The 20,560-nt window shown below is 70.3% G+C and carries 21 protein-coding genes and 1 riboswitch; of the genes, 12 read left to right on the plus strand and 9 right to left on the minus strand.

What is annotated here, in order from left to right:
- Window positions 1-63 precede the first annotated feature (63 nt).
- The 6 genes from ACVW00_RS00665 to ACVW00_RS00690 all read right to left on the minus strand — a co-directional run bounded on the left by ACVW00_RS00665 (window position 64) and on the right by ACVW00_RS00690 (window position 5,703).
- Complete coding sequence (locus ACVW00_RS00665; protein ID WP_457108977.1) at window positions 64-813, minus strand: FadR/GntR family transcriptional regulator; 750 nt, start codon at window positions 811-813, stop codon at window positions 64-66.
- 118 nt (window positions 814-931) lie between these two features.
- Window positions 932-2,164, minus strand: coding sequence for an NAD(P)/FAD-dependent oxidoreductase (locus ACVW00_RS00670; RefSeq protein WP_457108978.1), 1,233 nt, complete (start codon window positions 2,162-2,164; stop codon window positions 932-934).
- On the minus strand, window positions 2,157-2,906 hold the full coding sequence (locus ACVW00_RS00675) for a FadR/GntR family transcriptional regulator (protein ID WP_457108979.1): 750 nt from the start codon (window positions 2,904-2,906) through the stop codon (window positions 2,157-2,159). Before ACVW00_RS00675 ends, ACVW00_RS00670 begins: the two co-directional genes overlap by 8 nt.
- Before the next feature lie 45 nt (window positions 2,907-2,951).
- Window positions 2,952-3,731, minus strand: coding sequence for a crotonase/enoyl-CoA hydratase family protein (locus tag ACVW00_RS00680; protein WP_457108980.1), 780 nt, complete (start codon window positions 3,729-3,731; stop codon window positions 2,952-2,954).
- On the minus strand, window positions 3,728-4,492 hold the full coding sequence (locus ACVW00_RS00685; protein WP_457108981.1) for an SDR family NAD(P)-dependent oxidoreductase: 765 nt from the start codon (window positions 4,490-4,492) through the stop codon (window positions 3,728-3,730). The genes ACVW00_RS00680 and ACVW00_RS00685 overlap by 4 nt, the downstream gene beginning before the upstream one ends.
- A gap of 29 nt (window positions 4,493-4,521) precedes the next feature.
- Window positions 4,522-5,703 carry a thiolase family protein gene (locus ACVW00_RS00690; RefSeq protein ID WP_457108982.1) on the minus strand — a complete coding sequence of 394 codons (1,182 nt, stop codon included), beginning with the start codon at window positions 5,701-5,703 and terminating at the stop codon, window positions 4,522-4,524.
- Between the two features lie 154 nt (window positions 5,704-5,857).
- Here ACVW00_RS00690 and ACVW00_RS00695 point away from each other — a divergent pair, with 154 nt between their 5' ends.
- Together ACVW00_RS00695 and ACVW00_RS00700 are read left to right on the plus strand one after the other, a co-directional pair.
- Complete coding sequence (locus tag ACVW00_RS00695; protein ID WP_457108983.1) at window positions 5,858-7,549, plus strand: AMP-binding protein; 1,692 nt, start codon at window positions 5,858-5,860, stop codon at window positions 7,547-7,549.
- Window positions 7,546-8,748, plus strand: a complete 1,203-nt coding sequence (locus ACVW00_RS00700) for a CaiB/BaiF CoA transferase family protein (protein ID WP_457108984.1) — start codon at window positions 7,546-7,548, stop codon at window positions 8,746-8,748. Before ACVW00_RS00695 ends, ACVW00_RS00700 begins: the two co-directional genes overlap by 4 nt.
- Before the next feature lie 9 nt (window positions 8,749-8,757).
- On the opposite strand, the gene ACVW00_RS00705 is transcribed toward ACVW00_RS00700, so the two are convergent.
- Window positions 8,758-9,516, minus strand: coding sequence for an SDR family NAD(P)-dependent oxidoreductase (locus ACVW00_RS00705; protein ID WP_457108985.1), 759 nt, complete (start codon window positions 9,514-9,516; stop codon window positions 8,758-8,760).
- A gap of 120 nt (window positions 9,517-9,636) precedes the next feature.
- On the opposite strand from ACVW00_RS00705, the gene ACVW00_RS00710 reads away from it, so the two are divergent.
- The 5 genes from ACVW00_RS00710 (at window position 9,637) to ACVW00_RS00730 (ending at window position 14,236) form a co-directional block, all read left to right on the plus strand.
- Window positions 9,637-10,815, plus strand: a complete 1,179-nt coding sequence (locus ACVW00_RS00710; protein ID WP_457108986.1) for an acyl-CoA dehydrogenase family protein — start codon at window positions 9,637-9,639, stop codon at window positions 10,813-10,815.
- Entirely contained in the window at window positions 10,812-11,969 is a 1,158-nt protein-coding gene (locus tag ACVW00_RS00715) for an acyl-CoA dehydrogenase family protein (RefSeq protein WP_457108987.1), read from the plus strand. The genes ACVW00_RS00710 and ACVW00_RS00715 overlap by 4 nt, the downstream gene beginning before the upstream one ends.
- 13 nt (window positions 11,970-11,982) lie before the next feature.
- Window positions 11,983-12,771 (plus strand): amidohydrolase family protein, encoded by a 789-nt coding sequence (locus ACVW00_RS00720; protein ID WP_457108988.1) that lies wholly within the window; start codon window positions 11,983-11,985, stop codon window positions 12,769-12,771.
- 182 nt (window positions 12,772-12,953) lie between these two features.
- Complete coding sequence (locus ACVW00_RS00725) at window positions 12,954-13,829, plus strand: SCO6745 family protein (protein WP_457108989.1); 876 nt, start codon at window positions 12,954-12,956, stop codon at window positions 13,827-13,829.
- Window positions 13,826-14,236: a PaaI family thioesterase gene (locus tag ACVW00_RS00730; protein WP_457108990.1), complete on the plus strand. Its 411-nt coding sequence runs from the start codon at window positions 13,826-13,828 to the stop codon at window positions 14,234-14,236. The genes ACVW00_RS00725 and ACVW00_RS00730 overlap by 4 nt, the downstream gene beginning before the upstream one ends.
- Window positions 14,237-14,240: 4 nt before the next feature.
- Here ACVW00_RS00730 and ACVW00_RS00735 read toward each other — a convergent pair whose 3' ends face one another.
- Window positions 14,241-15,266, minus strand: a complete 1,026-nt coding sequence (locus ACVW00_RS00735) for a LacI family DNA-binding transcriptional regulator (RefSeq protein ID WP_457108991.1) — start codon at window positions 15,264-15,266, stop codon at window positions 14,241-14,243.
- 53 nt (window positions 15,267-15,319) lie between these two features.
- Window positions 15,320-15,547: a hypothetical protein gene (locus tag ACVW00_RS00740; RefSeq protein ID WP_457108992.1), complete on the minus strand. Its 228-nt coding sequence runs from the start codon at window positions 15,545-15,547 to the stop codon at window positions 15,320-15,322.
- A 212-nt stretch (window positions 15,548-15,759) separates the two neighbouring features.
- Here ACVW00_RS00740 and ACVW00_RS00745 point away from each other — a divergent pair, with 212 nt between their 5' ends.
- The 5 genes from ACVW00_RS00745 (at window position 15,760) to ACVW00_RS00765 (ending at window position 20,555) form a co-directional block, all read left to right on the plus strand.
- The gene (locus ACVW00_RS00745) at window positions 15,760-16,278 is read left to right on the plus strand and encodes an LPXTG cell wall anchor domain-containing protein (RefSeq protein WP_457108993.1); all 519 of its coding nucleotides are present in this window, start codon (window positions 15,760-15,762) and stop codon (window positions 16,276-16,278) included.
- A gap of 49 nt (window positions 16,279-16,327) precedes the next feature.
- The gene (locus tag ACVW00_RS00750; RefSeq protein WP_457108994.1) at window positions 16,328-17,131 is read left to right on the plus strand and encodes an SDR family oxidoreductase; all 804 of its coding nucleotides are present in this window, start codon (window positions 16,328-16,330) and stop codon (window positions 17,129-17,131) included.
- Window positions 17,128-18,213, plus strand: coding sequence for an NAD(P)H-dependent amine dehydrogenase family protein (locus ACVW00_RS00755; protein WP_457108995.1), 1,086 nt, complete (start codon window positions 17,128-17,130; stop codon window positions 18,211-18,213). Before ACVW00_RS00750 ends, ACVW00_RS00755 begins: the two co-directional genes overlap by 4 nt.
- 25 nt (window positions 18,214-18,238) lie before the next feature.
- Complete coding sequence (locus tag ACVW00_RS00760) at window positions 18,239-19,312, plus strand: MBL fold metallo-hydrolase (protein ID WP_457108996.1); 1,074 nt, start codon at window positions 18,239-18,241, stop codon at window positions 19,310-19,312.
- 60 nt (window positions 19,313-19,372) lie between these two features.
- Window positions 19,373-19,490, plus strand: a riboswitch (TPP riboswitch).
- Window positions 19,488-20,555, plus strand: coding sequence for a thiamine ABC transporter substrate-binding protein (locus ACVW00_RS00765; RefSeq protein ID WP_457108997.1), 1,068 nt, complete (start codon window positions 19,488-19,490; stop codon window positions 20,553-20,555). It overlaps the preceding riboswitch by 3 nt.
- The last annotated feature ends 5 nt before the right edge of the window (window positions 20,556-20,560 follow it).

A 20,560-nucleotide genomic window follows, 5' to 3' on the forward strand; every position in this document is an offset into this window, starting at 1 on the left:
GAACGTTGTCGATCATGATAAGGAATTGAGAGGTGGATGACTAGAGCGGCCGAACCCGGCCGCTCAGCGCCACTCGACGACTTCCTCCATGATCCCGGGGTGCCGCTCGAAGACGAACGCGGCGTATTCCTCCATGTGCTGGCGCATGAGCTTCTCCGCCCGCGATCCGTTGCCGGTGTTGATGGCCCGGGCGATCGCCTCATGGGCGGTGACGACGTCCTCGCGACGGTCGACGGGGAACAGCACTCCCCGGACGCGCTCGTGGTAGACGTCGGCGAGCGACTGGCAGAACAGCGAGACGATGCCGTTGCTGCTGGCCCGGATGACCGCTGCGTGGAAGTCACTGGTGTGCATCAGGTAGACGTTCTCGTCGCTGACGTCGTCCACGGAGGCGGCGCCCTCGAGCCGCCCCGCGGACAGGGCCTCCCGCTGGTGCTCGGCGGCGAGCCGCGCCGCGACGGGCTCCATGATCAACCGTGCTTCCACGAGCTCGCGGTACGTCGTCCCGCCCATCTGGAAGAACAGCGTCGCCATCCGGCCGAAGCTCTCGCCCTGGAGGCCCTCCACGATCGGCCCACCCCCGGGGCCGGGCTTGAGGGTGATGAAGCCATTGACCTCGAGAATGCGCAATGCCTCGCGCAACGTGCCCCGTCCGACCCGGAAGTCGGCGATCATGTCGGCCTCGGGGGGCAGGCGGGTGCCCCGCTCGAGGCCTTGGGTCTGCACGTGCCGCACGATTGCGCGAGCGATGACTTCCGACGTCTTGTCCCGTCGCCGGACCGAGGTGTCCAGCCGCTCGGGCTCGACCGACATCAGCACCTCCGCGAGATTGGGGACGATGATTGGCAGGGATCCGCACCGTAGCACTCGGTGTGCCCGCTTTCGCGGCTGCACATTCGCGAGGCCTCCATCGAATCGCCTCGCTGTCCGCCTAGGACATCGCGGCTTCCGCGCGGGCCGCGCGCAGCCCCTCGGCGAGCTGCTGCCGGTAGGGCATCATCCGCCGGCGCATTCCGAGGAGTGCGAAGCCGACCAGGGTGTCGTCGCGGTGGTAGCCGACCACTGCCTCGTGCTGGAGGTCGCCCTCGAGCACGCGGACGTCGTCGATCCCCTGCGAGGGAAGACCGAAGAACTGGATGCGGGTGTCGTACTGGTCGGTCCAGAAGCTCGGCTCGAGGTCGAACGGTGTGTCCGGCCGATGCCCGGCGATGCCGGCGATCAGGGATCTCGCCGCGTGGCCGGCACAGTCGCCGGCCATCTGCCAGTGCTCGATCCGCACCGGACCCGCGGCGTACAAGGGAATGGGGAATCGCGCCACGTCGCCGAGCGCCACGACGTCGCGCAGGGGTCCGCGATCCGTCAGCGGGTGGAGGTCCTCGTCACAGAGGACGCCGTTGGACAGATCGAGACCCTGGCCGGCGAGCCAGTCCGTGTTGGGCACGCTCCCGACCGCCTCCACGACCACCTCGGCCGTGACGACCTGGCCGTCGTCGAGCACCACTCCGGTCGGTCCGCGGTCGTCGCCCTCGAGGGAGACGACCGTCCGGCCGAGAACGAAGCGGACGCCGAGCACCTCGTGCCGGCGCTGGACCTCGGCACCGACCTCGCGGCCGGCCGCCCGCTCGAGCGGGGTGCTCAGCGGTTCGACCACCGTCACCTCGCAGCCCATCGACCTGGCGGCGGCCGCCACCTCGCAGCCGACGAAACCGCCGCCGATGACCGCGACGCGTGGTCGGTCGACCAGGCGACCTCGCAGGGCTGCGGCGTCCTCCGGGGTCCGGAGCATGTGCCGCCAGCTGTCGGGCCCGCCGACCGGCAGCCGGCGCGGAGCGACCCCGGTGGCGATGACCAGGCCGTCGAAGCCGATCTCCTCGGTGCTCCCGCGGGGTCCCTCGACCGTCAGGCGCTTCTCGGCGAGATCGCTTGCGTTGACCCTCGTTCCCAGACGCCAGTCGATGCGCGCGTCCGGCAACGGAAACCGCAGCGCCTCGAGGTCCACTCCGTGTCGGAGCGCCTCCTTGGTCAAGGGTGGTCGGTTGTACGGGAAGTGCTGCTCGGCGCCGATGACGCCGAGATACCCGTCCCAGCCCGCGGAGCGGAGCTGCTGTGCCGCACGCAACCCGGCGACCCCGGCGCCGACGACGACGATCCTCTGCTCAGACAAGGAACTTCTGCTCCCAGGGGATCACCTCGTCGAGGAGGTGGGGGAACTTGCGCTCGGCGTAGCGTTCGTACTCCTCGATGTGGCGGCGCATCCGTTCCTCGGCGGCCTCGGGGTCTCGCGACTTGAGGGCCTCGAAGATCTCGACGTGGGCCTCGAGGATGGCGGTACGCCGGTGCGGCGGGTAGTCCATGCCGATCGCGCTCCCGTCCATGATGCCCAGCAGCGAGTCGACGATGTAGCCGAACAGGGCGTTGCCCGAGGACCAGGCAATCACGTCGTGGAACCGGGTGTTCGCGGCGAGGAACGAACGCTGGTTGTCCAGCTCGTCGCGCATCTGGAACACGGACTCCTCGAGGGCGCTGAGGTCCTCGTCGGTCATCCGCACCGCAGCGAGGCTGCTGGTCATGGGTTCGAGCGCAGAGCGCACCTCGACGATGCTCCGGAAGGGCGCCTGCTTGAGCTGCATCAGCAAGATCACCGTGCTCGCCAGGTGCGATGCGTCCGGGTCCTGCAGGACTGGCCCCCCGCGGGGGCCGGGCTTCAAGGAGATGACGCCCTGGAACTCCAGGAGCCGAAGCGCCTCGCGCAGGGTGCCGCGACCGGTCTTGTACAGCTCGAGCATCGTGCGCTCTGGAAGCAGCATGTCGCCCGGCTTGAGCCGTTCACGCAAGGTGTCCTGGACGATGCTCTGGGCAAGGAGAACTGCGGCCTTGGGCGGGCGCGGCCCGTGGCTCACGGACATGTCGTCTCCTTACGTCTGGACGTGCTCAGGGCAACCGGGACGGGCTCAGATGCCCCGCCAGCGTGGCGTTCGCTTCTCCTTGAAGGCGCGCGCGCCTTCCCTCGCGTCCTCCGATGCCCGCACCGGTTCGCTGATCGCGCGCTGGCGGTCGAACATCTCCGCGCGCGGCCACTCGGCGGACTCCACGACGGTCCGCTTGGTCGCCGCGACGGCCAACGGTCCGTTGGCCGCGATGGTCCTGGCCAGCTCGAGTGCGACGTCGAGAGCCTCTCCCGGAGCGGTGAGCCGGTTGACGAGGCTGACCTCGTAGGCGCGTGAGGCGGGAACGAGCTCGCCCGACAACGCCCACTCCATGGCCAGGTGGTACGGGATCCGCTGGGGCAGGCGGATCAGTCCGCCCCCTGCCGCGACGAGACCGCGCTTGACCTCGGGCAGCCCGAACCTCGCGTCCTCGGCGGCCACGATCATGTCGCAGGCAAGGGCGATCTCGAAGCCGCCGGCGATCGCGTATCCCTCGACCGCCGCGATGAGCGGCTTCGTCGGAGGCCGCTCGACGATCCCGGCGAATCCCCGTCCGGGGATCGAGGGTCGCTCCCCGGCGAGGAAGGCCTTGAGGTCCATGCCGGCGCAGAAGGTGCCGCCCGCTCCGGTGAGGATGCCGGAGACGAGCGAGCCGTCGGACTCGAGCCGGTCCATCGCCTCACCGATCGCGACGGCGGTGACCGTGTCGATGGCGTTGCGGGCCGTCGGCCGGTTGATCGTCACGACGAGGACGCCGTCGACCACGGTGGTGAGGACCGGGGGTGCGGTCGTGGTCTGCGTCATCGCGGTGCCATCCGGATCGCACCGTCGAGGCGAATGGTCTCCCCGTTGAGATAGGGGTTGTCGATCATGTGCAGTGCCAGGGCGGCGTACTCGTCCGGTCGGCCGAGCCGCGACGGGTTCGGGACCTGCTTCGCCAGGCCCTGCAGGAGCTCCTCGGGGTGGCGGGCGAGGATCGGGGTGTCGAAGACGCCGGGAGCGATGGCGCAGACGCGGATCTGCCGCTGGGCGAGGTCTCGTGCGGCGACCAGGGTCATGCCCACGACGCCTGACTTGGCAGAGGCGTAGGGGATCTGACCGACCTGCCCCTCCCAGGCCGCCACCGACGCCGTGAGGACGCAGACTCCACGCTCGCCCTCGATGGGGTCGTGCGCGGCCATGCGCGCGGCGGCCAGCCGGAGCACGTTGAACGTGCCGACCAGGTTGATGTCGACGATCTCGCGGTACAGGTCGAAGTCGCCGGCGCTGCCGTCACGGTTGACGACCCGCACCGTGCCGCCACGGCCGGCGCAGTGCACGAGCGCGCGGAGCGGCGCGCGGCTCTCGGCGAGGTCGAGGGCAGCGGCAACCGCCTCGGGGTCGCGGACGTCAGCGGGCGAGAAGGTGGCGAGTGCCCCGAGCTCCTTTGCCCGGTCGGGACCGGCAGAGGTGGGTAGGTCGAGGATGGTGACGTGGACGCCGCTGTCGACCAGCCTGCTGGCAGTCGCGAGCCCGAGTCCCGACGCGCCGCCGGTGACGACGACCGATCCGTTGCTGAGGTCCATGGGTTTCCTTGCTGGTTGGAGTGTGAGGTTCAGGCCAGCGATTCGACGATCGTGGCGTTGGCCATCCCGCCGGCTTCGCACATCGTCTGGAGCCCGAAGCGTCCGCCGGACTGCTCGAGGTGGTTGATCAACGTCGTCAGCAGGCGGGCCCCGGAGGCGCCCAACGGATGACCAAGGGCGATCGCGCCACCACGCGGGTTCAAGCGGGCGTCGTCGATCGGGAACTCGGCGTGCCAGGCGAGAGGTACTGACGCGAAGGCCTCGTTGACCTCGACGGCGTCGATCTGGTCGATCGTCATCCCCGCCCGTGCCAGGACACGCGACGTCGCCGGGATCGGTCCGGTCAGCATGAGGGTCGGGTCGTCGCCCACGACCGAGGAAGCGATGATCCTGGCGCGCGGTTTCATCCCCATCCGGGCCGCCGCCTCCTCGCTCATCAGGAGGAGCGCACTTGCCCCATCCGTGATCTGCGAGGAGTTCCCGGCGGTCACCTTCCACTCGATGGACGGGTACCTCGCGGCCAGGTCCTCGGTGAAGAAGGCCGGGGCCAGGCCGGCGAGCCGCTCGGCTGTGGTCCCGGGTCGAGGCGTCTCGTCGGAGCGGACGACGGTCCCGTCGGCGGTGGTCACCGCGACGATCTCGTTGTCGAAGGCGCCTTCGGTCGCTGCGCGGATGGCTCTCTCGTGCGAGCGCGCCGAGTACTCGTCCAGCTGGGCGCGGCTGAGGCCCCACTTGTCCGCCACGAGCTCTGCGGAGACACCCTGGGGGACGAGGTCGGGGAAGCGCGCGGTCACGCCGGGTCCGAACGGGTCGGCTCCCATGCGCGCCGAGCCCATCGGCACGCGGCTCATGGACTCGATGCCCGCGGCGATCACGACGTCGTAGACCCCGGCGGTGATGCCCTGGGCTGCGAACTCGACTGCCTGCTGGCCTGAGCCGCACTTTCGCTCGATCGTCACCGACGGCACGTGGACCGGGAAGCCCGCGGCGAGCCACGCCTGCCGACCGGGAGTCGACGACTGCTCTCCCCCTTGGCTGACGCAGCCCACCATGAGGTCCTCGACGGCGCCCGGGTCCACGCCGGTCCGCTCCACCAGAGCGGTGATGACGCCGGCAAGCAGGTCGGTCGGGTGCACCGAGGACAGGCTCCCGCCGGCCTTGCCCCGACCCATCGGTGACCGGACCGCATCGACGATGACTGCTCCAGACATGCCCAAGCTCCTCGCTAATCAATGATTATAGTTATAATCTACCGTCCGATGCGCCGCCAAGCAATCATCGACGAACCGCTTGCATGTGAGGGCTATTTAGGCGCATGATTGTCATGAACTTGCCATCTCTTTCCTGCGAACTGCGAGGTCCCCGGTGACTGACGAGAGCCAGCCCGCGATCGAGGCCCAGGTCTATTCGGGTCTGGTGCCGAACTTCGCCGACCCGGAGACGTGGACCCTGGCCCACGTGCTGCGCCACCATGCCGGCGCGCGTCCGGACGCCGTCTGCCTGGACCTTCCCGAGGAGGGTTCGCGCTGGACCTACGTCGAGTCCCTGGACCTTGCCGAGCGCGTCGCCTCCTCGATGTACCGGTCCGGCGCCCGGCAGGGTGACCGCGTCATCCTGATGGCTGCGAACTCCTCGCGGTTCGTGTTCACCTGGTGGGGGACCGCTGTCGGTGGCCTCGTGGAGGTGCCGATCAACACCAGCTACGAGGGCGACTTCCTGCGCCACCAGCTGCAGATCGCGGACGCCAGGTTCGCGGTGATCGACGACGTCAATGCCGAGCGGTGGATCGCGTTGGGTGACGAGGCGCGCGGCATCGAGAAGTTCTGGGTCGTCGACACCGGGGCCGGCGTCGCCGAGAAGGCGCTGGCCCTGCTGGGGGAGAACGGCTGGGAGGCGGCGCCGTGGGACGAGCTGCGTGAGGGCGACAAGGTCGACCTGCCCACCCCCCGCGCCCAGGATCTCGGGGCAATCTTCTACACCTCCGGCACGACCGGCCCGTCCAAGGGCGTGGCGATGCCGAACTCCCAGTTGTACTTCTTCGCCCAGATCGTCGTCAGCCTGACCCGGCTGACCGACGAAGACGTCTACCTCACGACCACGCCCTTGTTCCACGGCAACGCCACCTTCATGGCCGTGTACCCGGCAATCGTGGCCGGAGGTCGCGCCGTCGTGAGGTCGAAGTTCAGCGCGAGCCGGTGGATCGACCACGTGCGCGACTCCGGGGTGACTGTCACGAACTTCGTGGGCGTGATGATGGACTTCGCCTGGAAGCAGCCGCCGCGTGCCGACGATCGTGACAATCGCCTCCGCTGCGTGTACGCCGCGCCGACGGCGAGCACGATCGTCGAGCAGTTCAAGATGCGGTACGACATCGAGGCGTTCGTCGACGCCTTCGGCCTGACCGAGACCAGTGCGCCGATCATGTCGCCGTACGGGGTCCCGCGGCCCGCCGGTGCGGCAGGACTGGCCAACACGGAGTGGTTCGACGTCCGGCTCGTGGACCCCGAGACCGACCGGGAGGTCGGGGTGGGGGAGATCGGTGAGCTGGTGGTCCGACCGGTCCATCCCTGGACGTGCAGCAACGGCTACTACAACATGCCGGAGAAGACGGTCGAGGCCTGGCGGAACCTGTGGTTCCACACCGGTGACGCTCTTCGCCGCGACGAGCACGGGTGGTACTACTTCGTCGACCGCTTCAAGGACGCGCTTCGCCGGCGCGGCGAGAACATCAGCTCCTACGAGGTCGAGCAGGCCATCCTGGGTCACCCTTCGGTGATCGAGGCCGCCGTCCTCGGCGTCCCCGCGGACCAGGAAGCCGGTGAGGACGAGGTCCTCGCCGTCGTGGTGGTCGCCGAACCGGTGGAACCGGCCGAGGTGCTCGCCTGGTGCCGCGGACGCATCCCGGCGTTTGCGGTCCCGCGCTACGTGCGCGTGGTGGACGCGCTGCCGAAGACCCCGTCGGAGAAGGTGCGCAAGTCCGCACTCCGTGACGACGGCATCACCGAAGACACCTACGACGACACGCTTCGCGTCGCCCGGAAGGAAGCAGTCCTGTGACGGACCACCTGGAGACGGACCCGACCGAAAGGTCCTCCGGCCCGCTCGCAGGCGTGCGGGTCCTGGAGCTCGGCACGATGTACGCGGCACCCACGTGCGGCCGGATGCTGCGTGACTTCGGTGCCGACGTGATCAAGGTGGAGGACCCGCTCCACGGCGACTACGCCCGCCAGTGGACCCCGATGAAGGGCGGCCAGTCCCTCGGCTTCGCTCGCCTGAACGCGGGGAAGCGGTCGGTCGGGATCGACCTGCGTACCGATGCCGGACGAGGCCTCGTGCGGCGGCTCTCCGGCACGGTGGACGTCGTCATCGAGTCCTTCCGACCGGGCCGGATGGCGCAGTGGGGCATGGGCTACGACGTCCTCTCGGCCGAGAGCCCCGGACTCGTGCTGACCAGCGTCTCCGGGTTCGGCCAGACCGGCCCCTACCGCGAGAAGCCAGGCTTCGGCACGGTCGCAGAGACCGGGAGCGGCTTCGCCAACATCAATGGCTGGCCCGACACGCCGCCGACGTCACCGCCGTTCGGGTTCGCCGACTCGCTGGCCGGCATCTCGGCGGCCATGGGCACGGCGATGGCGCTCTTCAGTCGCGAACGTACCGGCCGAGGTGAGCACGTCGACGTGGCGCTCTACGAGCCGCTGATGTTCATGCTCGGGGACATGGTGCTGAACTTCACCGCGACCGGGCACGTGCAGGGGCGGGTCGGCAACGGCACCGGGTCGGCCTCGCCGCGCGGTGTCTACGAGGCCTCGGACGGCAAGTGGCTCTCGATCGCCGCGTCGAACCAGGGCATCGCCGCCAGGCTCTTCTCGGCAATGGGGTGTCCGGAGCTGATCGAGGACCCGCGCTACGCCACCAACGCAGCGCGGATGAAGAACAACGAGGAGCTGCAGCAGAAGGTCAGGGAGTGGGTCGGCGCGCAGACGCGCGCCGAGGTGCTCGAGACGCTGGAGAAGTTCGAGGTCGTGTGCTCGCCGGTCAACGACTCCAGCGACATCGTCGCTGATCCGCACTTCCGGGAGCGCACGCTCGTGGAGATCACCGGCAGCCAGGCCCTCGGCCGGGTCCTGACCCCGGGGCCCGTGCTCCATCTCGCCGGCTACCAGGGGCCGACGTACCACGGCGTCCCCGGGATCGGCGAGCACACCGATGAGGTGCTGGACGAGCTCCTGGGTGAGCAGGGGTCGTCCGTCTCCTGACGCGGCGTTCTAGGGCTGGCCGCCGTCGACGGTCAGCACCGACCCCGTCGTGTACGACGACAGGTCGCTGGCCAGGTAGAGCGCTGCACCCACGATCTCGTCCGGCTCCCCGCCGCGCTGGAGGGCGAACGTCCGGGCCCGCGTGGCGAACGCCTCGGGGTCCCACGCCTTGCTGACGTCGGTGAGGAACGTCCCCGCCATGATGGCGTTGACGCGGACCTTCGGGCCGAGAGCGTGTGCGAACCCGGCCGTAAGTGCGTTGAGGCCGGCCTTCGCGGCGGCGTACGGCAGGATCCCCGGCCTCGGATGGACGGCTCCTGCGCTGGAGATGTTGATGATCGAGCCGCCCTCACCCGCCGCCATCCGCTCGCCGACGGCCGCCATGAGCCGGAAGGGCCCCTTCAGGTTCACCCCGACGACCTTGTCGAACAGCTCCTCGGTCACGTTGGCCTCGCCGTCGTACACCGGCGACATCCCGGCGTTGTTGACCAGGACGTCCAGCTTGCCGAGCTCGTCGTACGCCCGCGCGACGAGGTCGTCGAGAGCGGACCACCGGCCGACGTGCGCCGCGATGCCCACCGCCCGCACGCCCGTCTCGTCCCGCAGCTCGGCCGCGACCCTCGCGCAGGCTTCCTCGTCGCGGCTCACCACGACCACGTCACCACCCGCGCGGGCGATGCCTCGCGCCATCGCGTGGCCCAACCCGCGGGTGGCGCCCGTCACGAGCGCGACCTTCCCGCGGAGGTCGAATTCGTTGGACCCGCTCATCGTGTCTCCTCGCCTGTGCCGCAGCACTTGCCGTTCCCTGCCTCAACTCGTTATCATGATCATAGTTATCATCCATTAGGGCAGCAATCCTGGCTACCCCTCAGTGTGAAGAGGCTCGCCGTGACCGGCTTCCAACTGTCTCCCGAGCAGGAACAGCTCCGCGCGCTCGCGGCCGACGTCGCCCGCGACGTCTACGCCCCCAAGGCAGCCCAGTGGGACGCCGACCGCACGCCCTTGCCCGACGACGAGGTGAAGCGACTCGCCGAGCTCGGCTTCCTCGGCATCGCCGTTCCCGAGGAGTACGGCGGTCAGGGCGGAACCCTGATGGACGCCCTCATCGTGATGGAGGAGCTCGCCAAGGAGTGCCGGCCGGCCGCCTGGCAGGTGTTCGAGGCCAACACCGGTCCGATCCGCGTGCTCGAGTTCTTCGGCACCGAGGAGCAGAAGAAGAACTATCTCTCCCGCTCCGCACGCGGCGAGATCTCCATGGCGATCGGGATCTCCGAACCGGACGCCGGATCGGCTGCGACCGACATGCGCACCCAGGCCCGCCTCGAGGGTGACGAATGGGTGATCAACGGCAGCAAGCGATGGATCTCCAACGGGGGCCACGCCGACCACTACCTGTTGTACTGCCGGCTCAACGACGAGCCCGGCGCCAAGGGCATCGGGGCGATCATCGTCCCCCGTGACACTCCGGGCTTCTCGGCCGGCGCCCAGGAGAAGCTCATGGGCTTCCGCGGCGTGCCCAGTGCCGACCTGTACTTCGACGACGTCCGGGTCCCGAAGGAGAACCTCGTGATCGACGCCGGCGGCTTTCACAAGCTGTTCGGGGTCTTCTCGATCGAACGTCTCGGCAACGCGACCATGAGCCTCGCGATCGGGCAGACGGCGCTGGACCGGACGAAGGCCTACGTGCAGCAACGTGAGCAGTTCGGTCGTCCGATCGTCGAGTTCCAGAACGTGCACATGACGGTCGCCGACATGGCGGTCCAGGTGGAGGCGGCCCGCCTCCTGGTCCAGCGCGCCGCGATGAACGCCGGAAAGGGCCTCCCCGAGCCCTACGAGGTCTCTGTCGCCAAGTGCTTCGCCAACGAGATGGCCAAGCGGGTCTCCGACCTCGCGATCCAGATGCACGGCGGCAACGGCTACACCGAGGAGTACGGCATCGAGCGACTCCACCGTGACGCTCACGGCTGGGCGATCGCGGGCGGTACGCCGGCGATGCAGCGAGTGCGGATCGCCACGGAGCTGTTCGGCCGGAACTTCAGCCAGCGACCGCCCGAGCTCGTCAAGTGACCGCGGACGGCGCACTCTTCGAGCTGCCGGAGCAGTACCTCGCGCTGCAGCGTGAGGCGCGAGCTCTCGCCTCGGCCTGCACCGACGTCGCGGCGCGTGCCGATGAAGCCGACCGGCTCGACCCCGACGTACGCGATCGGCTTGCGGCGTCCGGGTTGTGCGCCGCCGTCGTCGCAGGGGAGTTCGGCGGACGCTTCGCAGCCGTGGACTCCCTGGCGGTGACCGTCGTGCGCGAAGCGCTCGCCTTCGAGAGCGCGCACCTGGACTCGATGTTCGCGATGCAGGGCATCGGCTCGCTCGCGGTCTCGCTCGGCGGCTCGGACGCGGTGCGCAAGCAGTGGCTCCCGCGCGTGGGATCGCTGGAGGCGATCGCTGCGCTCGCGCTCACCGAACCGGACGTCGGCTCCGACCTGCGGGCGATCACCACGACGGTCACGGTCGACGGTGGCGAGCTCGTCGTCGACGGCCACAAGTCGTTCATCACGAACGCAGGCGACGCAGACTTCTACAGCGTCCTGTGCAAGGAGGGCGACGGGTACTCGCTCGTGCTCGTCCCGGCGGACACCGCCGGAGTCTCCGTGACCTCGCCTCACCAGGTGATCGCACCCCACGTGCTCGGCGACGTGCTGTTCGACGGCGTGCGGGTTCCGGTCGATCATCGGCTCGGGGAGCCGGGCACCGGCTTCAAGCTGATGCTTGCCACGCTGGCTACCTTCCGTGTCTCGGTGGCGGGGGCAGCCGTGGGCCTGGCCCAGGCCGCCCTCGAGGAGGCGCTGCGCCACACCTCGTCGCGCGAGCAGTTCGGGGTCCCCCTGGCCCGCCTCGGCCCGGTCCCGGCCAAGCTGGCGGAGAGCTGGGTCGAGATCGAGATGGCGCGGGCCATGTCCTACCGGGCTGCGGCCGCGGCGGCGCGAGACCCGCTGACCGCGCTGCACCTGTCGTCGATCGCGAAGGTCGGCGCGACGGAGGCCGCCGGACGCACGGTCGACAGGTGCGTACAGGTGATGGGCCGGTTCGGCCTCGTCCGCGGCAGCAAGATCGAACGGCTCTACCGCGAAGCCCGGCCCATGCGGATCTACGAAGGCTCGACCGAGGTCATCCTGGACTCGCTGGCGAAGAAGCTGCTGAAGGACCGGGTCGAGACCGCGCGATGAGGGGCACGAGCCGATGATCATCGACTGTCACATGCACGTGTGGCCCGACCACATCGCCGACGCCATGCAGTCGCAACGCCCGTCGGGGATGCCGCTGCGCTACGACGGCAAGGTGTCGGGCGTGCTGCGGACGATGGACGAGCTCGGCATCGACATGGGTCTGGCTCTTGGCGTCGGCATCAAGGCGTCGGTCGTCGCCCGGACGAACGAGTTCATCGGCACCGTCCCCCGTGACCGCCTGGTGCCTATGGGCACCGTGCATCCTGATCTGCCGGTCGAGGAGAACCTGAAGTACCTCAAGGACAACGGGATCGTGGGGGTCAAGCTGCACCCGCTGTTCCAGGACCTGTCCTTCGACGACCCTCGAGTGCTCGACATCCTCGCAGCGCTCAGCGAGGAAGGCATGCCGGTCGTGGCGCACGTCGGTGCCGGGGACGACCCGGTTGCCAACGAACGCGGGACCCCGGTGAAGCTGCGCCGGATCGCCGAGCTGCTCCCGGACCTGAAGCTGATCGCCTGCCACTACGGCGGTTACCACCGGCTGGACGAGGCCGAGGAACACGTCGTGGGGTCCTCGGTGACGCTGGAGACATCGTGGCCGCCCACCATGGCCGAGCTGGATCGCGAACGCATCGTCGCCCTGATCCGGCGGCACGGCGCAGACCGGGTCGTCTTCGGGTCCGACTGGCCGATGACGGACCCGGGGGCCGAGATCGCAGCGATCCGCAACCTCGGTCTGACCGAGGAGGAGGAGCGCGGGATCCTGGGGTTGAACCTCGGTCGGATCCTGGGCGTCGCCTGACGAGCTTCTCTGCCGGCGGGTCCCCTCTCCGTGTGGGGGCCAGGACCCGAACGGCGTGAACCGTCGCCCGCCGGGTAGGCCGCCGCCGGTGCCGCGCGGAGCGTCTGGCAGCACAGCATCCCGCCCGGCGACGTGACGCACCCCATGGTGCGGGCCGCGCTGCGATGGCGTAGGACTGCACCATGGCCGACCGATCCGGACGCGCGCGCGAGCTGTGGGGACTGCTCGAGCCGATCCACGCCGTCGTGTACTTCTCACCCGAGCCACTCGAGGCGCTGCGAGCCGCGGGCTACCGCGGCTTCTGGATGGGCTACTTCGCCGGGCGGGCCGCGCCCTTGGGTCCGGCGGGCAGCGACGTGGTGCATGCGGTGTTCTTCAACTTCGCCCGTGAGCGGGTTGCCCGGGCGCTCCCCTCGGCGTGGGAGTTGGCTCCGCCGGCCGTTGCGCTGGAGGCACGGGAACGAGGGTCGGTGGCCGCGCTGCGCCGTCACCTCGACGCGATGGCGGATGCGCCCGAGGTGGCTCGCGCCGCCGAGCTCGCCTGCCGCGCGGCGGCGGCCGCACCCGAGGAGGGACGCGTGCTCTTCGCCGCCAACCGTGCGCTGCCCGAGCCGGAGGATCCGCTCGACCGCCTGTGGCACGCGGCCACGCTGCTCCGCGAGCACCGGGGTGACGGCCACATCGCGGCGCTGATGGCAGCCGGGATCGGCGGTCGCGAGTCCCACGTGTTCCACGCGTTGTCGCACGGCACCCCGAGATCTGTCTACGAGGTCGCCCGTGACTTCGGCGACGAGGAGTGGTCGCGCTGCGTCGAGTCTCTGCGCAGCCGCGGACTCGCCACCGCCGAAGGGCTCACCGACACCGGTCGGGACCTGGACGCGGAGGTCGAGCGGCACACCGACCAGCTCGCGGCGCCGGCGTACGACGTGCTCTCCGAGCCCGAGCTCGACGAGCTCGTCCAGCTGCTGCGCCCGATCGCTCGTGCCGTGGTGCGGGGTGGCGAGCTGCCGCTCGACTCGCCGATGGGTCTGGACCTCCGGACGCTGGTGGGCGCGTGAGCCACCCGGACCCGCACGCAGACGGCCCCACCCCCGGGCCGTTCTCCGCCCTGCTCGGCTTTCGCTACGTCAGCGTCGACGACCGGGAGGCGGTCGTCGAGGCAGATCCCCGGCCCGAGCACTGCAACGGGGGCGGGATCGTCCACGGCGGCTTCCTGGCGTCCTTGCTCGACACGACGACGGGATGGGCCGTGCACGCGCGGGTCGCGCCCGGGACGTCTGCCCCGCACGTGCACCTCAGCGTGCAGTACCTCCGGGCGGCACTGCCCGGCGAGACCCTTGTCTGCCGGGGTCGGGCCGCTGCTGTCGGTGGGCGCATCGGATCGACCGAGGCCGAGATCACCCAGGGCGGAGTCATCGTGGCGCGCGCCGTCGGCACGCACGCGGTGCTCCCACGGAGGCCGTGACTGGTCAGGACCTGACGGGTCCGGTGCTGTCTCGGACCACGAGGGTCGCCGGCAGCAGCTCCGACCGCACCGGACGGCCGGCGAGGAGATCGGCGAGCATCGCGGCGGCGAGATGACCCTTGGCGGTGATGTCCTGCCGCACCGTGGTCAGGGCCGGTCTGCTGGTGGAGGCGAGCGGGTTGTCGTCGTACCCCACCACGGAGAGGCCCCGGGGGACGTCGAGGCCCAACTCGCCGGCCGCCTCCACGACGGCCAGCGCGAAGACGTCGGAGAAGCACAGCACCGCCGTGATCCCTCCTGTCGCGAGGAGCTCGCGGGCCGCGTCGACGGCGGCGGCGTGCGGTTGGTACCCCGCCAGGACGACCACGGGCTCGACGCCGGCCTCGGCAAGCGTGTCGCGCCAGCCCGCCATCCGCTCCCGGGCCGGATAGCTCTCCGAGTCGCCGAGTGCGCCGACCACGCCCTCGGCCCCGAGCGTGAGGACACCGATCCGGCGATGCCCCTGCTCGAGCAGCAGCCGCGCACCCTGGGCGGCGCCACCCCGGTCGTCCACCCGTACGCCGGGCACGGAGTCGCCGAGGTCCTGGTCCACCGCCACCACCGGCAGGTTCCGCCGGCTCAGCCACTCGACGCCGGCGGAGCGGGGCTCGCAGGTGTAGACGAGCGCCCCGTCGATGGCCACGTCGCGTGCGGGCACGAAGCCCTCGTCCTTGGGCGGCGTCAGGACCGTCAGCGCCAGCCCGCGCTGGGCGAGCTCGTCGGCGACCGACGCCACGAACTCCGCGGACACCTGGTCCTCGAAGGCGGAGCTCAGGGCGCCGTTCAGCAGGAGCCCGACCGACCCGACCCGGCCGCGAGCCAGAGCCCGGGCGGCAGGATCGGGGCCGACGTAGCCGAGCCGGTCGGCGGCCTCGAGGATGCGCGTGCGCAGGTCCGCCGAGAGCTGGTCGGGGCGGGAGAACGCGTTCGAGACGGTCATCCGGCTGACGCCGACCTCGTCGGCGATCGACTGCAGGGTGACCTTTGCCATGACCGGTCCAGTATCACCCAGCCGGACCCGCCCGGGTGGCCGCGACCGATGGGTCAGCGGCACGCGGGGCTCGTGCCGATCCGCCGCGAGGCGACCGGCTCGCGACGTGGTTCGAGGGCAGCGGCGATCCGGTGCAGCCGGGTTGCGAGGCGTGCGCGCGCCCGGGCGGCGCGGCCGATCCGCTCGGACGGCGGCACGACGGGGGCGTCGGGACGGGCACTGCCGGCAAGGCGCCGGGTGGACCGGACGGCCAGGTCGGAGGCGATGGCGAGGTCGAGCATGATGGCTCCTTTCGATGGCTTTACCGGTAAAGTACCGGAGTCTTCTGTACCGGTCAAGAGATTTACCCGAGTGGTCTCGCCGCCCGGCGCGGCGGTGCGGTCGCCGCCGCTGCCGTAACGCGGTGCACGATCACTCGTTTGAACCGGTGAGCGGCCGTCGCTGGGGCACGGGGAGAACGAGCCGCCGACCAACCTGCATCTGGGGGCACACCTTGTCGAAGAAGCTCGCGATCCTCTGTCTGGCCGCACTGGGGGCTGCCCTCCTCGTGCTCGGAATCGCGCCCGCGGCATCGGCGTACCCGGAGCTCACCTGCCAGGTCGACGTGGCCCCGCAGACGCTGAGGGCCGGCCACCAGTTCACCGTGACCGGCTCGACGCCGATCGCCGTCGACGCCCAGAACCACCAGGTCGCCGACGCCGACAGCCACTGGACCTTCACCTGGAACGGCGACACGAAGACCCGGACGGGCCGGACCGCCAGTGCCACCTTCACCGCTCCCCACGTCACGAAGACCCGGGTCATCGTCCTCACCGCCCGGAACGTGAATCCGATCAGCACCTGCGTGAAGCACTTCGACATCACCGTGATCGGCCCGACGTCGGTGTCGGCTCCCCACGGCGGCAGTGGCCTGCCGGAGACCGGCGGGCCCACGTTCTGGCTGCTCGTCGCCGGCCTCGTGCTGCTCCTCGGCGGTGGCGGCGCGGTCGCCGCCTCGCGCCGGAGCAGCTAGGGACCGTCCAGCTCTTACGCCAGAAACTAGAACCGGTTATAGTTCTGGAATGATTCTGGACCGGTTCAAGGTCGACGGCCGGGTTGCCGTCGTCACAGGCGCAGGCAGGGGCATCGGAGCCGGTTCTGCGGTGGCTCTCGCCGAGGCGGGGGCCGACGTCGTGATCTCGGCGCGGCACTCCTCGCAGCTCGCGGAGGTGGCGGCGAAGATCGAGGCCGCCGGTCGGCGCGCGCTGGTGGTGAAGGCCGACCTCTCCGACCTCGAGCAGACAGCCGCGCTGGCGCAGGCGGCGTACGACGAGTTCGGGCGCCTCGACATCGTGGTCAACAACGTGGGCGGCACGATCCCGAACGCGTTCCTCGACACCGACACCGCCTACCTCGAGGAGGCGTTCCGGTGGAACGTCTCGACCGCGCACGCGCTCACCCGAGCGGCGGTGCCGCTGATGCTGACCGGCGACGACCCGGGTGGTGCGGTCGTGAACATCTCCTCGGTGATGGGCCGGACCGCCGGCCGCGGCTACCTCGCCTACGGGGTCGGCAAGGCGGCGTTGACGCACTGGACCAGGCTCGCCTCGAAGGACCTCGCGCCGCTGATCCGGGTCAACGCGATCGGCGTCGGCTCGGTGATGACCAGCGCACTGGACTTCGTCGCCAGCGACGAGGCGGTGATGCGCGAGATGGCGGAGAAGACCACGATGCAGCGCGTCGGGGAGGTCGAGGACATCGCCGCCGCCGTGCTCTACCTGGCCAGCCCGGCGAGCGCCTACCTCACCGGCAAGGTGATCGAGGCCGACGGTGGCCTCGACATCCCGAACCTCGACCTCCGGCTGCCCGACCTGGACGCACGATGAGCGCGCAGCGGAAGCGGGTCGTCGCCTGGTCCACCGGCACGGTCGGTCGGCACGCCCTCGCCGGCATCGACGCCCGGCCCGACCTCGAGCTCGTCGGACTGTGGGTGTCCAACCCGGACAAGGTCGGCCAGGACGCCGGACGGCTCGCCGGGCTCGACCGCGACCTCGGAGTGCTCGCGACGGACGACAAGGCGGCCCTGTTCGCGCTGCGGCCGGACGCCATCGTGCACACCGCGATGACCGACGACCGGATCTTCGACGCCCTCGAGGACCTCTGCGTGATGGTCGAGAACGGCATCAACGTCGTCTCCAGCGGACCCGTGCTGCTGACCTTCCCCGAGGGCCTCGGCCTGGACTCGTACGTCGACCGGATCAACAAGGCCGGCGCGGCCACCGGCGCGAGCCTGCACGTCAACGGCATCGACCCCGGCTTCGCCAACGACGTGCTGCCACTGGCGATGACCAGCCTGTCGCAGCGGATCGACCTGGTCCGGGTGAGCGAGATCGCCGACTACTCGACGTACTACCAGCCGGTGGTGATGCGCGACATCTACGGCTTCGGCCAGCCGATGGACCACGTCGCCATGCTCTGGCAGCCCGGCATCCTGACCACCGCCTGGGGACCGGTCGTGCGGCACATCGCCGCGGGCCTCGACCTCGAGCTGGACGAGGAGCTCGAGGAGATCGTCGAGCGGGTCCCCTCCGACGTCGACCTGAGCACCGCGAGCGTCGACATCGCGGCCGGCACGATGGGTGCCGTCCGGTTCCAGGTGGTCGGCAAGGTCGGGGGTGTGCCGCGGGTGATCCTCGACCACGTCACGCGCACGCACGTCGACCAGGTCCCCGGGTGGCCGCAGCCCCCGGAGGGTGGCGGGTGCTACCGGGTCGAGATCGAGGGCGAGCCGATGATGGTGGTCGACTTCGTGCACCACGGCGAGGACGGTGACCACAACGTCTCCGGGATGGTGACCACCGCGATGCGGCTGGTCAACTCGGTGCACGCCGTGTGCGACGCCCCCGCAGGGCTGGTGCTGGCCAAGGACCTGCCGCTGGTGACCGGGCGCGGGCTCGTGCGCCGCTGAAGCCCGGTCCTGTGATGATGGCTGCATGAGCCCGGACCCGAGCGAGACGGCCCACCGGATCAGCGCCGACTCGGGGCTCCTCTGGACCGAGGAAGGCGCCTGGCCGGTCGCGCCCGGCGTCGTCCGGATCCCGCTACCGCTGCCGATGGACGGCCTGCGTGCCGTCAACGTCTACGTCCTCGAGGCCGACGACGGGCTCGTCCTGGTCGACGGCGGCTGGGCGATCCCCGAGTCGCGCGACGTCTTCGAGTCCTCGATGAAGAGCGCCGGCTACGCGCTCTCCGACATCCGCCGCTTCCTGGTGACGCATCTGCACCGCGACCACTACACGCAGGCCTACGTCGTCGGTCACGAGGTCGGCGCACCCGTGTCGCTCGGCCTGGGGGACAGGGCGTCGATGGAGCTGATGCACGACGAGACGCTCTCGGCCGACCCGAACCTCTCCCGGCTCGAGGCCGCCGGTGCCCTCGAGCTCGCAGAGGGCTGGCGAGCGATGATGCCCTCCGACAGCCGCCCCTCGATGGACGACTACGGGATGCCCGACGAGTGGCTCGACCGCGACCTCACCCTCGACCTCGGGGGCCGCCGGGTCGACGCCGTGTCCACTCCCGGCCACACGCAGGGCCACTACGTCTTCGCCGACACGGACCAGGGACTGCTCTTCGCCGGTGACCACGTGCTGCCGACGATCACCCCGTCCATCGGCTTCGAGCCGCGCTGGGTCCAGCAGCCGCTGCGCGACTTCCTCGAGTCCCTGGCGAAGGTGCGCGCACTGCCCGACCTGCGGCTGCTGCCCGCGCACGGCCCGGTGACGGCGAGCTCGCACGCGCGCATCGACGAGCTCGCGGCCCACCACGACGACCGGCTGCAGCTCTGCCGGGCCGCCGTGGCGGCGGGTGCGGACACGGCCTGGGACGTCGCCGGCCAGATCCCGTGGACGCGGCACGAGCGGCGTCGTGACGAGCTCGGGCCTTTCGACGCGGTGCTCGCGGCGTTCGAGACCCTGGCCCACCTCGACCTGCTGGCAGCGCGCGGCGAGCTGGTGCGTACCGAGGAGGGCGCCGAGCGGCGGTACGCCGTACCCGCCGCCGGTGATTGAGCCTGCCGAGATCCGGTCGGGTCCCGACAGGCTCGACCAGCGGACGCGCTAGATTGGCCACACACACGACAGGGGAGCCCGCCGGCAGCGATGCCGCTGGGCTGAGAGTGCGGAACAGCCGCAGACCCTTGAACCTGCTCCGGTTAGCACCGGCGAAGGAAGTCGAAGGAGAGTCATGCGCACTCGTTCCATGGCAATGCTCAGCGCCCTCGTGGTCGGTGCCCTCGCACTGGCCGGGTGCGGGAGCTCGGGCGACGGCGGGGACGCCGCCGACAAGCCGGCGGGCAAGACCGTCACCATCGCCACCCACGACTCGTGGGCGATGTCGAAGAAGGTGATGGCGGACTTCAAGGCGAAGACCGGGATCACCGTGAAGATCCAGCCGCACGGCGACGCCGGTGAGCTCACCAACAAGCTGGTGCTCACGAAGGGCAACCCGATCGCCGACGGGGTCTTCGGCATCGACAACACCTTCGCGAGCCGCGCGGTCGACGAAGGCGTGCTCGCGCCGTACGCGCCGAACGGGCTGCCGGCGTCAGCGTCCGCCTTCGCGCTCGAGGGCGAGGGTGGCAAGGACCTGACGCCGATCGACTACGGCGACGTCTGCGTCAACATCGACGACACCTGGTTCGCGAAGAGGAAGCTCGCGCCGCCGGCGACCTTCGACGACCTCGCCGACCCGGCGTACAAGAACCTGATGGTGACCCCGGGTGCGACCACGTCGTCCCCCGGCCTGGCGTTCCTCGCGGCGACGATCGGCAAGTACGGCGACGGCTGGAAGGACTACTGGAAGAAGCTGGTCGCCAACGGCGTGAAGATCGACGCCGGCTGGGAGGACGCCTGGGGCGTCGACTACACCGCCGGCGGCGGCGACGGCGACCGGCCGATCGTGGTCTCGTACTCGTCATCCCCTCCGGACACGGTCCCGAAGCGTGGCGACAAGCCGACCACCAGCGCCCTGCTGGACACCTGCTTCCGCCAGGTCGAGTACGCCGGGGTGCTGAAGGGGGCGTCCAACCCCAAGGGCGCCGAGGAGTTCATCGCGTTCATGCTCGGCCAGGAGTTCCAGGCGGCGCTGCCGGAGAACATGTACGTCTACCCGGTCGACACCGCGGTGGCACTTCCCGCCGACTGGGCGAAGTGGGCGCCGACGTCACCCGACCCCGTCGAGGTCTCGCCGGCGGACATCACCGCGCACCGCACGGAGTGGTTGCGTGACTGGCGCGACGTCACGAGTCGCTGAGCCGC

Source organism: Marmoricola sp. URHA0025 HA25, from assembly GCF_054059435.1.